We start from the raw sequence: 16,498 nt of genomic DNA on the forward strand, positions 1-16,498 counted from the left end.
TAATTTGAAAGTGATACCATATAATTAAACGGTGTTTAAATCTTTGTTTAACTAATGAATTCTAGAGGGGGGATATAAATTGGAGGGAAATGAAAACGTATCAACGAAAGAAAAGATTTTAAATACAACATTGGAATTAATTAAAAAAGAAGGTTTTGAAAGGGTAACGATAAGAAAAATTGCAGCATTGTCAGATGTAAATATTGCGCTTGTAAATTACCATTTTGGTTCAAAAGAAAAGTTGATTAGTGAGACGATTAGAGTCTTATTAATTAGCTTTCAAGGCACTTTTTCTATTTTAGATAATATTACAGTGCCAGCAAAAGAAAGATTAAAAATATTTTTATTGGATTATGTACTAGTAATTCGGCAATATCCGGAGTTAGTTAGGAAGATTATTGCAATGGGAACTACGGTATTTACATCTCAATACGAATATGGGGATTTTTTGAAGAGGCTAGGTTTTAGTAAAGTGAAGAATATTTTGAGCGAAATAACAAATGAAACGGATCAGGAAATTTTAATGATGATGACAGTACAAATATTTGGATCCATTTTTCTTCCCACATTAATGATGCCAATTCTCGAATCAGGGGCAGATATAAAAGTACCATCTGTAGAAAAACAGATTGATTTCCTATTTGAACGCTATTTTTATAAAAATTGAGATAGTGGGTGATAGAGGTGGCTAGTTTCTTTAGAAAGCATTGGTGTGATATAGGGTTAGTTGTCGCTGTTGTTGTCGTTGTTTGTTTAGTCGCGAATTTGGGAGAAATGAGTGAAATAAAAGTACTGTTATGGTTAAGTTTTGTGGCCATTTTAGTGCATCAATTTGAAGAGTATCGTTGGCCAGGTTATTTTGCTGGTCTGTTTAATGTAGTTATATTTAAAAGTGATATAGCAGATCGCTATCCATTAAATACGCAATCTGCTATGGTAATAAATATTTTGATTGCGTATGTTTTTTATTTACTCCCGGTTTTCTTTCAAAATATAATATGGCTTGGGTTGGCACCTATTTTAATGGGATTTTTTCAATTCATATGGCATGGTATTTTTGCGAATATAAAAGCTAAAACCATATATAATCCGGGATTAGGTGCGGTTGTATTACTACATGTTCCAATTGGTTATGTATATATGAGATATATTCTTTTACACAATCTGGCTACAAATTTGGATTGGTTATTTGGGGTGATCTACTTTCTAATAGCTACCTATTTTTTAATTATAAAAGGAAATATGTTAATGAAAAGTAAGGAGACAAATTATTACTTTTCTAAAAAACAATTAGGTCCGTACAATGATACGTTGAAGTGATTCAGAATTCAGAGAGAGGGTTTTGGATGCGGAAGAAAGTGCAAGTGAAGGATTCATGAATAAATTATGACAAGAAAATGAATAATTTTCAGAAAAATAAAATAAATTATTTATTTTTTTCTGAAAATATAATATAGTTATGGCACAGAAAGTATTTTAATATAAGGAGGCTTTTTATGAGGATTAAAGGGAATTACGTGCCAAAAAGGGAAGTTTTACTGTGCTCAAGTTCGATTACGATAGGGGAGGCGTTAGAGCATTTAAATAAAACGGGGTATCGTTGTGTACCAGTTTTAGATGAAAAAAAGAGAAATTTTTAGGGAATATATATAAAGTAGATATTTTAGAATATAAAGGATCGCTTGATGAGAGTGTAATACATTTATTAAACGATAAAGAAGGATTTGTGAGAGAAGATTCATCTTTCTTTAAAGTATTTTTTACAATAAAAAAATTGCCATATTTATCAGTAGTTGACGAAAAAGGGGTTTTCCTTGGAATTTTAACGCATAAAAAAGTTTTTGAGTTATTAGAGGATGCATGGGGCGTTCACTCTAGTAAATACTCTGTCATGATTGGAACGCAAGACTATAATGGCGCAATCCAAAAGTTATCGACAGTTTTAAAGAAATACACTGGTATTCAAAGTTTGATGACTTTTGATAATGATGCCTTATTAGTTCGTAGAATTATGTTTACATTAGGAGAAGAGTTTAACGACGGTGAATTAGAGACATTATTGAAAGATTTAGAAGATCACGGATTTAGAGTTGTGTATGTGGAAGAGATGAAAAATCCACGTGAAGTTGAAACGATAGAGTAACATACAAAAGCCATCTAATTATCTTGGATGGCTTTTGTTATGTTACGTGTATAAAATTATTTGAAAATAACGATAGGATAATAGGTGAGATTATAACAATATTTGTGTAAGAGAATAAAAAATGTAGATAATTTTGATTTTCAAAAAAATCAATTTGAAAATATGTTTTTATTTTGCAACTAAATATGTTACTATATGTGTGATAAAAACAAAGAGGTCTGACAACTACACTCCACGTAATAACACTCTAATGATTTAAAAATTCAAAAAAATCAAAATTCAAAAATAACAATTATATTAATGATTAGAGTAAAAATAAGGGGAATGGAGAAATTATGGAGAAAGACACTGCTTTGTAAGGGGCATATTTTATCATCTTGAGCAGAGAGGAGGATGCATAGCATATTGTAAAATATAGAGATAAACAATGGAAAAGTGCTATGCAAATGAAGAGCATGAAGGGACGTTTAAGGCCAGGTGATACGGTAGCAATTGGTTTAATGCTATTTGCATTATTTTTAGGAGCAGGAAATTTAATTTTCCCGCCAGTTTTAGGTCAACAAGCAGGAGAGAATGTTTGGATTGCTACAATAGGATTCCTTGTAACGGGAGTCGGATTACCCCTACTAGCTGTAACAGCTGTCGCGTTTGTAGAGGGGGACTTGAAAGCGCTGTCTTCTAGAGTCCACCCTATATTTGCGTTTATTTTCCCATTGATTAGTTATTTAGCAATTGGACCATTTTTCGCGATTCCGCGTACTGGAGCTGTTTCGTTTGAAATGGGTATGAAGCCGTTTTTATCAGAGGCAATGGTTTCAGAGTGGTACATGCTATTTCTTTTCACGATAGTTTTCTTCGGAATAACGTGGTATTTATCATTAAATCCATCTAAATTAGTGGATTGGTTCGGAAAGTTTCTTACGCCACTATTGGTATTAATTGTCGCTGTTATTGTCGGAAAGGCAATTATTGATCCAATTGGAGAGCCGGCTGCGCCGTTAGCTGCTTACAAAGAAAATGCTTTCTTTGGTGGATTTATTCAAGGATATTTAACGATGGATGCAATTAGCGCCCTCGTATTCGGAATTGTCGTTGTACAAGTTATCCGCTCTAAAGGGATAAAAGAGAGTAGTCAAATTGCAAAAATAACAGTAGTATCAGGTATTATTGCTGTACTTGGTTTAACGTTAATCTATTTATCACTTGCTTATCTTGGTTCAACAAGTACATCACTTGGTGTCTCAGAAAACGGTGGTCTTATTTTAACGAATGTTGTAAATGAGCTATATGGGACGAGTGGTAAAATTTTATTAGGGCTTGTTATTATACTCGCTTGTTTAACAACTTCTGTTGGGTTAACATCTGCGTGTGCGGGTTTCTTTACAAACTTATTCCCAAAACTTTCGCATAAAACGATTGTAACAATGGTATGTGTATTTAGTTTGATTGTATCTAACCTAGGTTTAACACAATTAATCGCAGTAACATTACCTGTGTTAATGATCATTTATCCAGTTGCAATTGTATTAATCGTACTTTCGTATTTCCATAAGTGGATTGGGAAGCGTAATACAATTTATATTGGAGCTATTTTAGGTGCATTGTTAATTAGTTTCTTTAACGGTTTAGAAAGTGCGAATATTAAAATTGACGCGATTTCTAATGTACTACAAATGTTACCGTTATATAACGAAGGAATCGGATGGTTAATTCCATCATGTATTGGCGGGATTCTCGGTTTCTTCTTCTATAAATCAAATGAATCAAGTGAATTCCAAAAGAAAGGTGCTTAGGCACCTTTCTTTTTTTGAAGGGGATTTTTGTATTTTGTCTAAGTAATAATTGGGAGGAATGATAAAATGGCTAATTTTGAAGATTTTTTAAATTTGGATTTGAGAATTGGAACTGTAATACATGCTGAGGAATTTAAAGAAGCGAGAGTACCAGCGATTAAACTAGAAATTGATTTTGGAGAAATTGGGATAAAGCAATCAAGTGCTCAAATTACGAAAAGGTATAGTCCAGAAGATTTAGTCGGTCAACAAATCGTTGCGGTTGTAAACTTTCCACCGAAGCGTGTAGCTGGATTCAAATCAGAAGTGCTTGTGCTTGGCGGCGTTCCTGAAGCTGATGATGTTGTGTTGCTTCAGCCTAATATGGAATTACCAAATGGAACAAAAATTAGCTAGGGTGAAGGTAGGGGCTAATATGGATATCGGACGAGAATATTTACAATGTGCGATTTCGAACTTTAAAGCAACAAAGAAGCAAGGGGAACGGGCACTTTCTCAATTATCATACGAACAAATACAATGGTCTTCTCATGAAGAAACAAATAGTATAGCGATTATTATAAAGCATCTGCACGGTAATATGCGTTCTAGATGGACGGATTTTTTAACATCTGATGGTGAAAAAGTTGATCGTGACCGAGATGGTGAATTTGAAGGAGGCTATTCTTCAAAGGAGGAAGCCCTTGCAGCGTGGCAAGAAGGATGGGAATACGTTTTTAATACGATGAATACGATATTGCCGGAACATCTATTGAAGACGGTATACATTCGTGGTGAAGCTCATACGGTCCTGCAAGCAATTGAAAGGCAAATTTCTCATTATGCATTGCATATTGGACAGATTATTTACATCGGTAAAATGTTAAAAGAAAATGAGTGGCTATGTTTAAGCATTCCTAAAGGACAGTCAACTCGTTATGTAGAGAAAAAACGTTCAACATAATAATATGAAAGAAATCGATATAAAATAGGAAGCAAAAAAATAAGCCAAATGATAGATGGCTCCGTAAGCATAAGAATGCTACCAACAATAAGGCCGTATATAATAAGAAAGAAACAAAAAAGTGTATTCATAGGGATAAAACGTGGGATGAAAAGTTGTTCCTTCTTAAAACAACTGTTGTGAAATAAATAAAAATGGAAGTACCGTGTAGTGGTAATAAGGTCTTTCTTTCGTGTAATTCTTTTTCTACATGTATGACAAATGAACGGTGGTTGCATTTCGTTACGCTCCATTTTTTATTTTCATAATAATGTGAGACAAAAGTAGGTACAAAGTGTATGTTCCTATATACGCTCCTGCAATAAGGAAAAATGGATTCAGTAAAATTCCATGAATGCTCGTCATAAAAACTAAATCCTGTATTAAAACATCGTATATATTAATGGAAATAATTGTACCGAGTACATACAGTGCCAAGTACGCAGAAATATGTAGCACAATAGAGACTTTTGGATGCTTAGCGGACAAATAAAAAATGAATGATAGAGCGATTGGTAATATTCCTATTAATAGTTTCAATTCATTTCACCTCATTAACAATATAGCCGAAATTTTAACGGTCTATTCTCTAGGGCTTGTACATAACTTGAAATAGAGAGGTGATAGTATGAATCGGGGCTTTTTTTTTATGAAGTTTACAAGCATGCGTAAGTTAGTTTTATTTGTTATTACTACAGTGCTAGCGACTTTTTTTCTTATTAGTATGATGGTAACCTCTATGAAAGAGACGAAGTCAACGTATTTATATAATTGGTTAAATGAGTTATCGATGAATGGTTACATGTATGTACTTGGAAAAGAGAATCATTATTTTACACAGGAGTATCGAAATTTGAATCAAGATTTTTCAATTTCTTCTTTTCTCTTTTCTATGGCTACAAATATTCGCTTTAATGATGTACGCAGTTTTGTCGGGAAAGAGCTCCCTGGGTTTGGTAAGTACGATACAGAAATTGTTATTGCGGGTGAGGGTACAAATTATTCTAACTTACCGATAGAGTCGAGTGTCCCTCTTGAAGAAGTAGTGAAGGAACGGACCAGTGGAACTGGACAAGCACCTAAACAAGATACGAATAAAGAGAAAAAACAGCCGTCCCAAACGACCGGGAAAAGACAAGTTGCGTTTATTTATCATACACATAGCTGGGAATCCTATTTACCTTTACTTAACTTAACGAATGACCCGAATCCGAATAAAGCAACGAGTTCTGTATCGAATATTTCTATATTAGGAGACCGTTTCCGTGAACAACTAGAAGGGGAAGGGATTGGAGCTACTAACGATAAGAGTGATGTTGGTCAAAAGTTAATAAGTAAAGGTTTAAACAGTAATAGTTCGTATAAGATGTCTCGAGAAATTGTGCAGCAAGCTATGGCTGGAAATAAAGGTCTTCAATACTTTTTTGATTTGCATCGTGATAGTGCCCGAAAGAATGTAACGACAAAAACAATTGGAGATAAATCATATGCAAAGCTTGCATTTGTAGTAGGGAAAGGAAATAAAAACTATGAAAAAAACTTACAATTAGCGACAGCTTTACATGAGGCAATTAATAAGAAATATCCAGGAGTGAGTCGTGGGGTCATTCAAAAAGGGTTCCAGACAGGAAATGGAATCTATAATCAGGACCTATCAGGACAAGCGATATTAATAGAAGTTGGCGGTGTAGATAATACAGAGGAAGAATTGAATCGATCAATTGATGCACTTGCTAAAGCATTTGGTGAATATTTTTGGCAGGCAGAAAAAGTGAATGGATAAAGTGAAATTTAAATTGGTGAGAGACCTCACTTGATGAGGATGAGTTCACAGTATTTTTGAAAAAACGTAAGTGTAATGCTTGCGTTTTTTCTTTGTAATGATGAGACGTCACAGAATAGACATAATTTGTCGTTGTTATAGTAATATCGAAATTTGTCAATTTATAGTAGGAGATTTACAAAGGGATTTTCGGGAAAGTAGAGAAAATCTTTTTATAAGGAAAACTTTTTATTATGAAACTGGTAGGGTGATTGAAGTGATTAGGGAGATCGAAATAGAAGATGCATCATCATTTTTGCAATTAAGTAAGCAATTAGATGAAGAAACGAAGTTTATGTTATATGAACCAGGAGAAAGAAAAACTACAGCTGAGCAACAAGAAAAAATGATCCATCGATTTATAGAAAATGAATATGCAACAATATTTGTAGCAGTTGAAGATGAGAGGATAGTAGGTTTTATATTAGTGAATGGAAATAACATTCAAAGAAAGAGGCATGTGGCGACCATTGTAATTGGTATTTTGCAAGAGTATAACGGGCGAGGTATTGGGACGAAATTGTTTAAAGAGGTTGAGAAGTGGGCAAAATTACATGATGTATGGCGTTTAGAATTAACAGTAATGGCCCACAATACAAGAGCTCAGGCACTATATAAAAAAGCTGGATTTGAGAAAGAAGGTGTCAAAAAAGCTGCTCTTATTATCGATGGAAAGGGCATCGATGAGTATGAAATGGCCAAATTATTAAAATAAGAGGTCGTTATATGAAAAAAAGATGGGCACTACTTGGTATTGTAGCTGCAATAATTATTATTGGAGTAGCAGGAATCAATTATAAAATGTATAAGGATAAGCAGGCGCGGGAAGTAAGTGTAAATAGCATATTTCCGAAAGCGAAAGAAACGATTGCTAATATGGATGGGGATATTGCGGTAATTAATAATCCGAATTCAATGCTTGTACTTGTAAATAAAAGTAGGCGTTTACCCGATGGGTATAGACCGCCAGATTTAGTTATTCCGAAAGTGCGCTACTCTAGTGAAGGTGATCAAGAAAAGAAAAAGATGAGAAAAGAGGCAGCGAGGGCGCTTGAGGATATGTTTCAGCAGGCTGACAACGAGCGTATTTTTCTTTTTGCAGTTTCTGGATTTAGATCTTTTGATCGACAAAAAGCATTAAATACGATGTATAAAAAACAAGACGGGGAAGCAAAAACAGCAATGTCTAGCGCGGTTCCTGGCACAAGTGAGCATCAAACTGGACTAGCTATGGATATTACGTCTCAATCTGCTAAATTTCAGTTAGAGACAGTTTTTGGGGAAACGAAAGAAGGTCAGTGGCTTTCTGAAAATGCTCATAAATTTGGTTTTGTGGTTCGATACACAAAAGCGAAAGAAACGATTACGGGCTATCGGTATGAACCATGGCACGTAAGGTATGTGGGAAATCCACAAGCTACATATTTGTATGATAATCAACTGACGCTTGAAGAAGTAACAGAGTGAACAATTGAGGGGAGAGACGTACAATGACGATGTTATATAAGAAAAAAGTACATGCATATATTACAAGAGAAAAAGAGGGGGTTATGCAATTACTTGTTTTTAAACATCGTGATATACATGAAGCTGGTATTCAAGTGCCAGGGGGAACGGTTGATGAAGGTGAAACGTTAGAAGCGGCTATATTGCGTGAAGTACAGGAAGAATCCGGATTGCGTCATTTATGCATAGAGCGTTTTTTAGCAGATTACATTATACATATGAAAGAAAAACAGGAGTATGAAAAACGCCACTTTTTCCATGTAACTTTACTAACAGATGTAAAGGATACTTGGGAACATATTGTAAGTGCTGGTGAGGAAGATAAAGGATTAGTATTTTGCTACGAATGGGTTGATATTGCAAAGTGCCCTGAATTAGCTGGGAAACAAGGTGAGTTTTTACATTTGTTCGATGAAGTATACGCACAGTAATGTAAGAGTCTGAAGCGAAGGTTAATCCGTTTCAGACTATTTTTATTTTTCGGGAAATTAAAGGTGTTTAAATAAGGAAATTGAATTTCTTTAAAGGGATATTAATTTAGGATGTGTTGAGGTGAAAAAATGAAAAAGTAAGGGTTATATGCTAAAAAAGTTCATATAAGGGAGAATATAAATGGAAATTCAGTTTAATCCAATTTTAAAAAAGGAATTAACAATTCAAGATATTCAAAATGAAATGGAATCTGGAAAGCTAACTTCAAAAGAGCTAGTGATGTATTATCTCTATAGAATCGCAAAGTATGATCAAGACGGGCCGAAAATCAATTCAATTTTAGAAATCAATCCAGATGCTATTTTTATTGCAGAAGCGTTAGATCATGAAAGAAAGACAAAAGGTGTAAGGGGACCATTGCATGGAATACCTGTTTTGCTTAAGGATAATATTGAAACGAATGACTCCATGCATACAAGTGCAGGTACAATAGCTCTAGAACAAAATATAAGCAGTGAAGATGCATTTCTCGTTACTAAACTGCGAGAAGCAGGGGCAGTGATAATAGGAAAAACGAATATGACAGAATTAGCAAATGCAATGTCTTTTGAAATGTGGGCTGGATATAGTGCAAGAGGTGGTCAAACAATTAATCCATACGGAACGGGTAAGGATGGTATGTTTGTTGGGGGCTCAAGTACAGGCTCTGCGATAGCAGTTGCCGCTAACTTTACAGTAGTATCTATTGGGACAGAAACCGATGCTTCTATTTTGAGCCCCGCTGTTCAAAACTCTGTAGTTGGCATTAAACCGACTGTCGGTCTAATTAGTCGTAGAGGAATTATTCCATTCACTTATTCGCAAGATACAGCTGGACCATTTGCTAGAACAGTAACCGATGCTGCTATTTTGCTAGGGAGTTTAACTGGAGTGGATGAGAAAGATGTAGTTACTCGAAAAAGTGAAGATAGGGCATATCGGGATTATACATTTTATCTTGATGCAAATGGTTTAAATGGAGCGAAGATTGGTGTGTTTAACGATGCACCAAAAGATTATTACGAAAATGGTGAGTATGATGAAATCTTGTTTAAGGAAACGATCCAAGTATTACGTAATGAAGGAGCGACAGTAGTAGAAAATATTGATATTCCTTCTTTTCATAGAGAATGGAGCTGGGGAGTTCCGCTTTATGAGCTGAAGCATAGTTTAGATAACTATCTTTCTAAATTACCTTCTACTATTCCGGTACATTCTATTTCGGAGTTAATGGAGTTTAATAAAAACATAGCAGAAAGAGCATTAAAATATGGACAAATTAAGTTAGAGGGAAGAAAAGATTTTCCTAATACGTTACGAAATCCAGAATATTTAAATGCGAGATTAGAAGATATATATTTTTCTCAAGAACAAGGCATTGATTTTGCATTGGAAAAATATAATCTTGATGCGATACTGTTTCCTTCCTATATAGGTTCTACTATATGTGCGAAAGCGGGTTATCCGTCTATAGCAATACCAGCAGGGTATATGGAAAGCGGGAGACCTTTTGGAATTACGATTGCAAGTACTGCCTTTAGTGAAGGGATATTAATTAAGCTAGCTTACGCTTTTGAACAGGCGACAAAACATAGAAAAATCCCGAACTTGTCATGAACAGAATAAACAAAAAGGACAGGGAATTCCTGTCCTTTTTGCTGTGTTGACTACAGTGATAGATTATTCTACTCTGGTTTATAATATTTTAATAAACTGAAAGATAAACAAGCGGAACATAAAATAAGAATAGAAGCGATTATATAAATTGTACGGACACCGAACATATCAGTAATAATGCCAACGCTAAGCATAGAAAGACCAGAAGCTGTTGAAAGAAGGGCGCCATGTGCTGTATACATTTTTGATAATAAAGAAGGGGCGACACTTGATTGTAAAACTGTCGTTTGAGAAATATCTCTAATTTGATAACATGGTCCCATTAGAACACATAGAAAAAGCGCAATAAATCCGCTGCTCGTCATACCATATAAAAATGTAAGAATGCTAAACATAAGAGAGCCAATCGACATGGATCGTATTAAATTGTTTTGAATATAGGAACTCATTTTCCATGCTAATAGACCACCGATTAACGTACCAACATAATAACTTGTATTAATATATCCCCACCATTCTTCGCTTTTATGAAGAATAGACGTAACATATGCCATTGTAATAGCACCAATCCATATTGTCCCTGCGAAAGTTTCAATTAAGTCCATATATGTAACGGTACGGAGAGAAGGATTTTGAAATAAGAGTTTCCAACCTTCCGATAAAGCAGTACTTTTTGAAGAGGGAGGGTCTGCTATTCGTTCAGTATGTATGTTATGTAATGAAAAGTGTAATGCAATGCATCCAAAAATCATCAACATGTTATTAATCATGAGTGTAGATGTAGCGCCAATGAGAAGAACGCTAACACTCGTAAATGAATAAGCGGCGGCTTGCGCAATTTGTGTTGAAAAGGAAAAGATACTATTTACTTTTACTAATTTTTCTTTTGGTGTAAGGCGAGGAAGAATGCTGTATAGTAATGGAGCACTCCATCCACTACATAATGAAATGAAAAAAATAAAAGTTAATAGAGCTATAATGTTTGTGGATAAGACCGGAAATAAAATCATTAATAATAGTAAAAAGACTGTTTTTAGCCATTGTAGCGTATATAACAACGTATAAGGTGGAAAACGATTTACTATAAGAGGTGCAGAGATGTTAGCAATTAGATTTGTGATAACTTGTAATAGTGGAAAAAGAGCAGTAATAGTAGCTGATTTAGTTGCTATATAAATATGAGTTGTAATAATCATTACATATACGATGTCAGCAAGAGTAATGCATATTTTGGAACCTAAGTAGTAAGTTAGTGAATGGTTTTTCAATAAGAATACCACCTCTAAAAAATAGTATTTAGTAATTAGAATAATTGTAGTTTAAAAATTAAAATTTTTAAAGAATTTCATTTTTTGTCACTTTTTGAAAGGAATTTTCATGTATAATGAAGAATATATTGATATAGTATTATATTAATAATCATTGTAACAGTGAATATGTACAATAGCTTGTAGCAAACGCCCAAGTGTAAGAAAGGGCGGATAAACCATTCTTTTCTTCATATACATATAGAAAATGAGAAAGAAAGTGAGGGTTGCATATGGCTGCTTGGGTAATTTGGTTTATAATAGCTGGTATTTTATTTATCGCAGAAATGTTGTCGATTACATTTTACATGCTTTGGCTTGGAATTGGAGCTGTTGTCGGAGGTCTTATTGCTTTGTTTGCTCCTGATGCACTACTGTTACAAGTTACTGTTGGTGCAATTGTAAGTTTAACTTTGACATTCTTTACGAAAAGAATTTCAAAAAACTTTCGAGAAGCAAAAGGTTTTACTGATACAGTAGATATGCTTGTTGGTAAAAAAGGGATTGTTATGCAAGCGATTACAAATGAAGCGAATGGGATTGTAAAGGTGGATGGAGATACTTGGACAGCTATTGCAGATTCTTCAATTGATGCTGGAGAAAAAGTCGTTGTTATAAAGAGGCATAGTACTATATTACAAGTGAAAAAGGAGAGTGAATAAATATGGTAGCATTAACGTTAACGATTATATTCGCACTAATTGTAGTTACATTTATCGCATTAACAATTAAAATTATTCCTCAGCAAAAAGTTGGGGTTGTTGAAAGATTTGGTAAGTTTCAACGTATCATGCACCCTGGGCTAAATATTTTAATACCAATTGTAGATCGTGTCCGTGTATATCATGACTTACGTATTCAACAAACGAATGTACCACCGCAAAAGGTAATTACGAAAGATAATGTTCAAGTAGAAATTGATACAATTATTTTCTATCAAATTGTTGAACCAGAACTTGCGACATATGGTATTTCAAACTATGAATATGGTGTTCGTAATATTACTTCAGCAACGATGCGTCAAATCATCGGTAAAATGGAACTAGATGAAACGTTATCTGGTCGTGAAAAAATTTCAACAGAAATCCGCTTAGCGCTTGATGAAGCAACAGAAAAATGGGGCGTACGTATTGAACGTGTCGAAGTTGTTGATATTAACCCGCCAAAAGATGTGCAAGCATCAATGGAAAAACAAATGAAGGCTGAGCGTAATAAACGTGCGATTATTTTAGAAGCTGAAGCAGCAAAACAAGATAAAGTTCTTCGCGCTGAAGGGGAAAAGCAAAGTAAAATCTTGATGGCTGAAGGGGATAAAGAAGCGCGTATTCGCGAAGCTGAAGGTTTAAAAGAAGCGAAAGAATTAGAAGCGCAAGGGGAAGCAAGAGCAATTGAAGAAATCGCAAAAGCAGAACAAAACCGTATTGAATTGCTTCGTGAAGCGAATATAGATGAACGTATACTTGCTTATAAATCATTCGAATCATTAGAAGAAGTTGCAAAAGGACCAGCAAATAAAGTCTTTATTCCGTCTAATGCAATTGAAACACTTGGTACTCTTGGGGCAATTGGAGAAATATTTAAAGAAAAACAAGCGAAGAAACTACCTTCAAATGATACAGGAAAAGAACAATAAAAGTGAGGAAGAGAAATGGGATACCATTTCTCTTTTTTTGTGCGTATATTCCGAAAAGCTTGTACATATCCATGTATAAAGAAGGTGATGCAGTGAAAAAGTATGCAACTCGAATACATGGGAAGAAACTGATTTCGTTACTCCTTTTATATGCGCTAATAGTAATTATGATAGCGTCGATTTTGACGTCACTTTTACATACAATGAAATCGAATTATGCGAATCAATGGTTTGGAAAAGTATCGATGCAAGGTTTTGTTCAAATGATAGAAAGTGAGAATCGCTATTACGGATTTGATTATTTTAAGCAGAATAAACGAGAGTCAGTTGGGAATTTAATGTTCTCTATTGCGACAGATTTGAAAATTAAAGATTTAAGAACATTTGTTGGTAAAGAAGTACCTGGTATGTCAAAGTATTATTCTAATATTATCGTAGCTGGGGAAGGGACAAACTTGACGAATATCCCAAATGAATCTAGTGTACCGATTGAAGAAGTAACGAAAGAGCGGGAAGTAGCAAAAGATAAAGTTACAGAAGCGGAAAAGAATAATCCGGTTCAGAAAAAGAACGGAGCGAAAAAAGGTGAGAGTGCAGTATATATTTATCATACACATAGCTGGGAATCCTTCTTTCCGCTATTACCAGGGGCTACCGATCCGTCAAGTCCAGATGTAAATGTGTCCTTATTAGGGAAACGTATGAAGGAGCAACTTGAAGGGCAAGGGATTCCAGTAATTCACGATAAAACGAATATGGGTGATTTATTAGCGAGTAAAAAGTGGGTATGGTATCAGTCATATAAAGCATCTCATGAATATGTAAAAGGAGCATTAGCACAAAATAATAAAATTGCGTTTCCGATTGATATACATCGTGATGATCAGCGTAAGAAAGTAACAACAAAAGTAATTAACGGAAAATCGTATGCAAGATTATATTTTATAATTGGGATGGAAAATGAAGGCCGTGCTGAAAATGAAAAAATTGCAAGAGCAATCAATAGTTATTTAGATGAAAACTACTACGGATTAAGTAGAGGGATTTTTCCAAAGTATAAAAAAGATGGAAATGGCGTTTATAACCAAGATTTATCGAAAAATGCGATGTTAATTGAAGTTGGTGGTGTTGATAATACGTTAGATGAATTATATAACACAATTGATGTGTTAACAGAAGCGTTTAGTAAATATTATTGGAATGATGCGGAAAAAGTGAATGGATGAGGGACGGGAGACCGTTCCTTTTTTATTTTGAAATCTTAAAATGTGATATAATGGAATTTTATGGATGTTAAATAAAGGGAGAGAGAAACATGCAAATACTACTAATACGCCACGGAGAATCAGAAGCTGATATTTTACATGTGCATGAAGGACGAGCTGATTTTGAGTTAACTGAAAAAGGGAGACAACAAGTACAAAAACTTGTACAGAAAGTGAAAAAAGATTTTGCACCAGATTTCATTTGGGCAAGCACATTAAAACGCGCTCGTGAAACGGGTGAAACATTAGCAGAAGTAATTGGTTGTCCAATTCAATTAGAAGAGGAATTAATGGAGTTTAATAATGGAATACAAGCTGGCTTATCATTTGAAGAAGCAAAGAAATATCCAGAACCAAAGTTTCTTCATGACCGTTTTGAAAACGGAGAGTCATTTATTGAGTTTCGAATGAGAATAGAAGGGATTTTTTCTAAAATTGTGACAGAGAATACATATGATCGAATTGCGATTGTTGCCCATGGAGGCGTAATTAATAGTCTATTACGTGCATTTTTCAATATGCCAATTTCAATGGACTACTATTTCAAAATGGGAGATACGGGAATAAGTTTAATTGAAATTGAGGGTGAACAAAAAACGGTGCATTTCATTAATGATACGAATCATTTGGACGGGATGTAAAGACTTATGTACAAAGTTGCATTTTTTGATGTTGACGGTACGCTTTTAAGCGAGATTGATAGAAGTATGCACGAAAGTACAAAAGAAGCGGTACAAAGATTAATAGATAAGGGGATTCACGTAGTTGTTACAACAGGGAGACCATATAGTTTATGCTCACAATTTAAGGGGTTAGGCATAAATACGTATATTTCTGCAAATGGTGCACATATAAAATGTGGGGAAGAAGTTATACATAAATCAGTACTTTCAAGCGAAATCGTTCATGATATTTCAAATTTTGCTGAATTACATGGTCACAGTGTTTCTTACTTTACAGAAGAATTTGCAATGAATGATATTGCCTCCAAAGATGAACGTGTCATACGAGCGTTAAATGAAACTTTAAATTTAGAGCGGTATCCTGACAAAGTTAGAAACTTTTCAGATGAGATGTATTGCATATGTCTGTATGCCGATGAAGCAGAAGCTCAAAAATTCATTGAAAGATATCCAGCACTTACGTTTGACCGTTTTCATGGTTACGTTATAAATGTATTGGAAGATAGTAAAGTATCGAAGCTAACTGCAATTCAAAAAGTATTGGAACATTTAAATATTAGTAAATCAGAAGCCATTGCTTTTGGTGATGGTGGAAATGATATTGAGATGTTGCAGTATGTAGGATTAGGAGTTGCGATGGGAAATGGTGGAGAGGAGTTGAAGAGAAGGGCTGATTTCGTTACAACGAAGGCGAGTGAAGGCGGAATTTTTTATGCCTTAAAGAAGTTGCGCATTATTTAAAACTAATAGTTAGTCAGTGTGAAGAATCCTGTTTTAATAATGGCTTTTGTTAATATGTATACTGTTTTAGGGAATTATTTGAGCTCTCCTACTTACAATTTAACTGCAGAACAAATCCTTTATTTTCGCTTAGCGGGGCTATTGGGTATGTTGCTGTCACCGCTGGCAGGTCGTTTAACAAAGAGGTTTGAAGTAAGAAAAGTTCTTCAGGGAGGATTGTTGATCGCTATTTTTAGTCTAAGTTCAATGGGCTTTGTTTCGTATCTATCTCTACTTGTAATGATGAGTGTCTGTTTTGTAATAGGTATTGCTATATCCGTTCCGTCTTTAGTTTCTCTTGTAGGTCAATTAGGAGGGAAAGCAAGGGGAATAGCGGTATCTATTTATACTTTTATTTTATTTTTAGGTACTAGTATAGGACCTATCATTTCTATTTATCTTATGAAAATAGGAGGTTATGCTCAAACATTTATTTTATTAGGAATGATACTTTTTATTGGTTTTGTAGCTTCTCTATTTATCATTAATGAATGAG

General features: G+C 34.5%; 18 protein-coding genes and 2 pseudogenes. 17 read left to right on the forward strand and 3 right to left on the reverse strand.

Annotation, left to right across the window (positions count from 1 at the left end; translation table 11 throughout):
* The first annotated feature begins 79 nt into the window (after window positions 1–79).
* From JFU02_RS29695 to JFU02_RS29720, 6 genes and pseudogenes are all read left to right on the forward strand, one after another.
* Window positions 80–667, forward strand: a complete 588-nt coding sequence (locus JFU02_RS29695) for a TetR/AcrR family transcriptional regulator (protein WP_000398853.1) — start codon at window positions 80–82, stop codon at window positions 665–667.
* A gap of 8 nt (window positions 668–675) precedes the next feature.
* On the forward strand, window positions 676–1,320 hold the full coding sequence (locus tag JFU02_RS29700) for an HXXEE domain-containing protein (RefSeq protein WP_061667480.1): 645 nt from the start codon (window positions 676–678) through the stop codon (window positions 1,318–1,320).
* Window positions 1,321–1,496: 176 nt separating this feature from the next.
* Window positions 1,497–2,143: pseudogene (gene cbpA, locus JFU02_RS29705) on the forward strand (cyclic di-AMP binding protein CbpA).
* A gap of 455 nt (window positions 2,144–2,598) precedes the next feature.
* The gene (brnQ4, locus tag JFU02_RS29710; RefSeq protein ID WP_412472302.1) at window positions 2,599–3,936 is read left to right on the forward strand and encodes a branched-chain amino acid transport system II carrier protein BrnQ4; all 1,338 of its coding nucleotides are present in this window, start codon (window positions 2,599–2,601) and stop codon (window positions 3,934–3,936) included.
* 66 nt (window positions 3,937–4,002) lie between these two features.
* The gene (gene csaA / locus JFU02_RS29715; RefSeq protein ID WP_001263020.1) at window positions 4,003–4,332 is read left to right on the forward strand and encodes a chaperone CsaA; all 330 of its coding nucleotides are present in this window, start codon (window positions 4,003–4,005) and stop codon (window positions 4,330–4,332) included.
* Window positions 4,313–4,879 (forward strand): DUF1572 domain-containing protein, encoded by a 567-nt coding sequence (locus JFU02_RS29720; protein ID WP_000435832.1) that lies wholly within the window; start codon window positions 4,313–4,315, stop codon window positions 4,877–4,879. The genes csaA and JFU02_RS29720 overlap by 20 nt, the downstream gene beginning before the upstream one ends.
* On the opposite strand, the gene JFU02_RS29725 is transcribed toward JFU02_RS29720, so the two are convergent.
* On the reverse strand, window positions 4,852–5,157 hold the full coding sequence (locus JFU02_RS29725) for a permease (protein ID WP_116365573.1): 306 nt from the start codon (window positions 5,155–5,157) through the stop codon (window positions 4,852–4,854). The genes JFU02_RS29720 and JFU02_RS29725 overlap by 28 nt on opposite strands.
* A 4-nt stretch (window positions 5,158–5,161) precedes the next feature.
* Complete coding sequence (locus JFU02_RS29730; protein ID WP_000770731.1) at window positions 5,162–5,458, reverse strand: hypothetical protein; 297 nt, start codon at window positions 5,456–5,458, stop codon at window positions 5,162–5,164.
* An 88-nt stretch (window positions 5,459–5,546) separates the two neighbouring features.
* On the opposite strand from JFU02_RS29730, the gene spoIIP (JFU02_RS29735) reads away from it, so the two are divergent.
* The 5 genes from spoIIP (JFU02_RS29735) (at window position 5,547) to JFU02_RS29755 (ending at window position 10,334) form a co-directional block, all read left to right on the forward strand.
* The gene (spoIIP, locus tag JFU02_RS29735; RefSeq protein ID WP_201072027.1) at window positions 5,547–6,701 is read left to right on the forward strand and encodes a stage II sporulation protein P; all 1,155 of its coding nucleotides are present in this window, start codon (window positions 5,547–5,549) and stop codon (window positions 6,699–6,701) included.
* Window positions 6,702–6,957: 256 nt separating this feature from the next.
* The gene (locus JFU02_RS29740) at window positions 6,958–7,455 is read left to right on the forward strand and encodes a GNAT family N-acetyltransferase (protein ID WP_140337672.1); all 498 of its coding nucleotides are present in this window, start codon (window positions 6,958–6,960) and stop codon (window positions 7,453–7,455) included.
* An 11-nt stretch (window positions 7,456–7,466) separates the two neighbouring features.
* A complete protein-coding gene (locus JFU02_RS29745; RefSeq protein WP_000747647.1) occupies window positions 7,467–8,207 on the forward strand; it encodes a M15 family metallopeptidase in 741 nt (246 codons plus the stop codon).
* A 23-nt stretch (window positions 8,208–8,230) separates the two neighbouring features.
* Entirely contained in the window at window positions 8,231–8,677 is a 447-nt protein-coding gene (locus JFU02_RS29750; protein ID WP_061667484.1) for an NUDIX hydrolase, read from the forward strand.
* A 181-nt stretch (window positions 8,678–8,858) separates the two neighbouring features.
* Window positions 8,859–10,334 carry an amidase family protein gene (locus JFU02_RS29755; RefSeq protein ID WP_098285925.1) on the forward strand — a complete coding sequence of 492 codons (1,476 nt, stop codon included), beginning with the start codon at window positions 8,859–8,861 and terminating at the stop codon, window positions 10,332–10,334.
* A 68-nt stretch (window positions 10,335–10,402) separates the two neighbouring features.
* Here JFU02_RS29755 and JFU02_RS29760 read toward each other — a convergent pair whose 3' ends face one another.
* Window positions 10,403–11,602 carry an MFS transporter gene (locus JFU02_RS29760; protein WP_140337670.1) on the reverse strand — a complete coding sequence of 400 codons (1,200 nt, stop codon included), beginning with the start codon at window positions 11,600–11,602 and terminating at the stop codon, window positions 10,403–10,405.
* A gap of 272 nt (window positions 11,603–11,874) precedes the next feature.
* Between JFU02_RS29760 and JFU02_RS29765 the strand changes: the two genes are divergently transcribed.
* The 6 genes and pseudogenes from JFU02_RS29765 to JFU02_RS29790 form a co-directional block, all read left to right on the forward strand.
* A complete protein-coding gene (locus JFU02_RS29765) occupies window positions 11,875–12,303 on the forward strand; it encodes an NfeD family protein (protein WP_000741974.1) in 429 nt (142 codons plus the stop codon).
* A 2-nt stretch (window positions 12,304–12,305) separates the two neighbouring features.
* Complete coding sequence (locus JFU02_RS29770) at window positions 12,306–13,274, forward strand: SPFH domain-containing protein (protein ID WP_000226256.1); 969 nt, start codon at window positions 12,306–12,308, stop codon at window positions 13,272–13,274.
* A 20-nt stretch (window positions 13,275–13,294) separates the two neighbouring features.
* The gene (spoIIP, locus tag JFU02_RS29775; protein ID WP_327957051.1) at window positions 13,295–14,500 is read left to right on the forward strand and encodes a stage II sporulation protein P; all 1,206 of its coding nucleotides are present in this window, start codon (window positions 13,295–13,297) and stop codon (window positions 14,498–14,500) included.
* An 89-nt stretch (window positions 14,501–14,589) separates the two neighbouring features.
* Window positions 14,590–15,180 (forward strand): histidine phosphatase family protein, encoded by a 591-nt coding sequence (locus JFU02_RS29780; protein WP_001166447.1) that lies wholly within the window; start codon window positions 14,590–14,592, stop codon window positions 15,178–15,180.
* Between the two features lie 6 nt (window positions 15,181–15,186).
* A complete protein-coding gene (locus JFU02_RS29785) occupies window positions 15,187–15,963 on the forward strand; it encodes a Cof-type HAD-IIB family hydrolase (RefSeq protein ID WP_086405919.1) in 777 nt (258 codons plus the stop codon).
* 30 nt (window positions 15,964–15,993) lie between these two features.
* Window positions 15,994–16,497 (forward strand): annotated as a pseudogene (locus JFU02_RS29790) (MFS transporter); the annotation flags it as partial.
* Window position 16,498 lies beyond the last annotated feature (1 nt).

Origin of the sequence: Bacillus sp. TH13 (assembly GCF_016651175.1) — a bacterium.
Classification (GTDB): Bacteria; Bacillota; Bacilli; order Bacillales; family Bacillaceae_G; genus Bacillus_A; species Bacillus_A thuringiensis_S.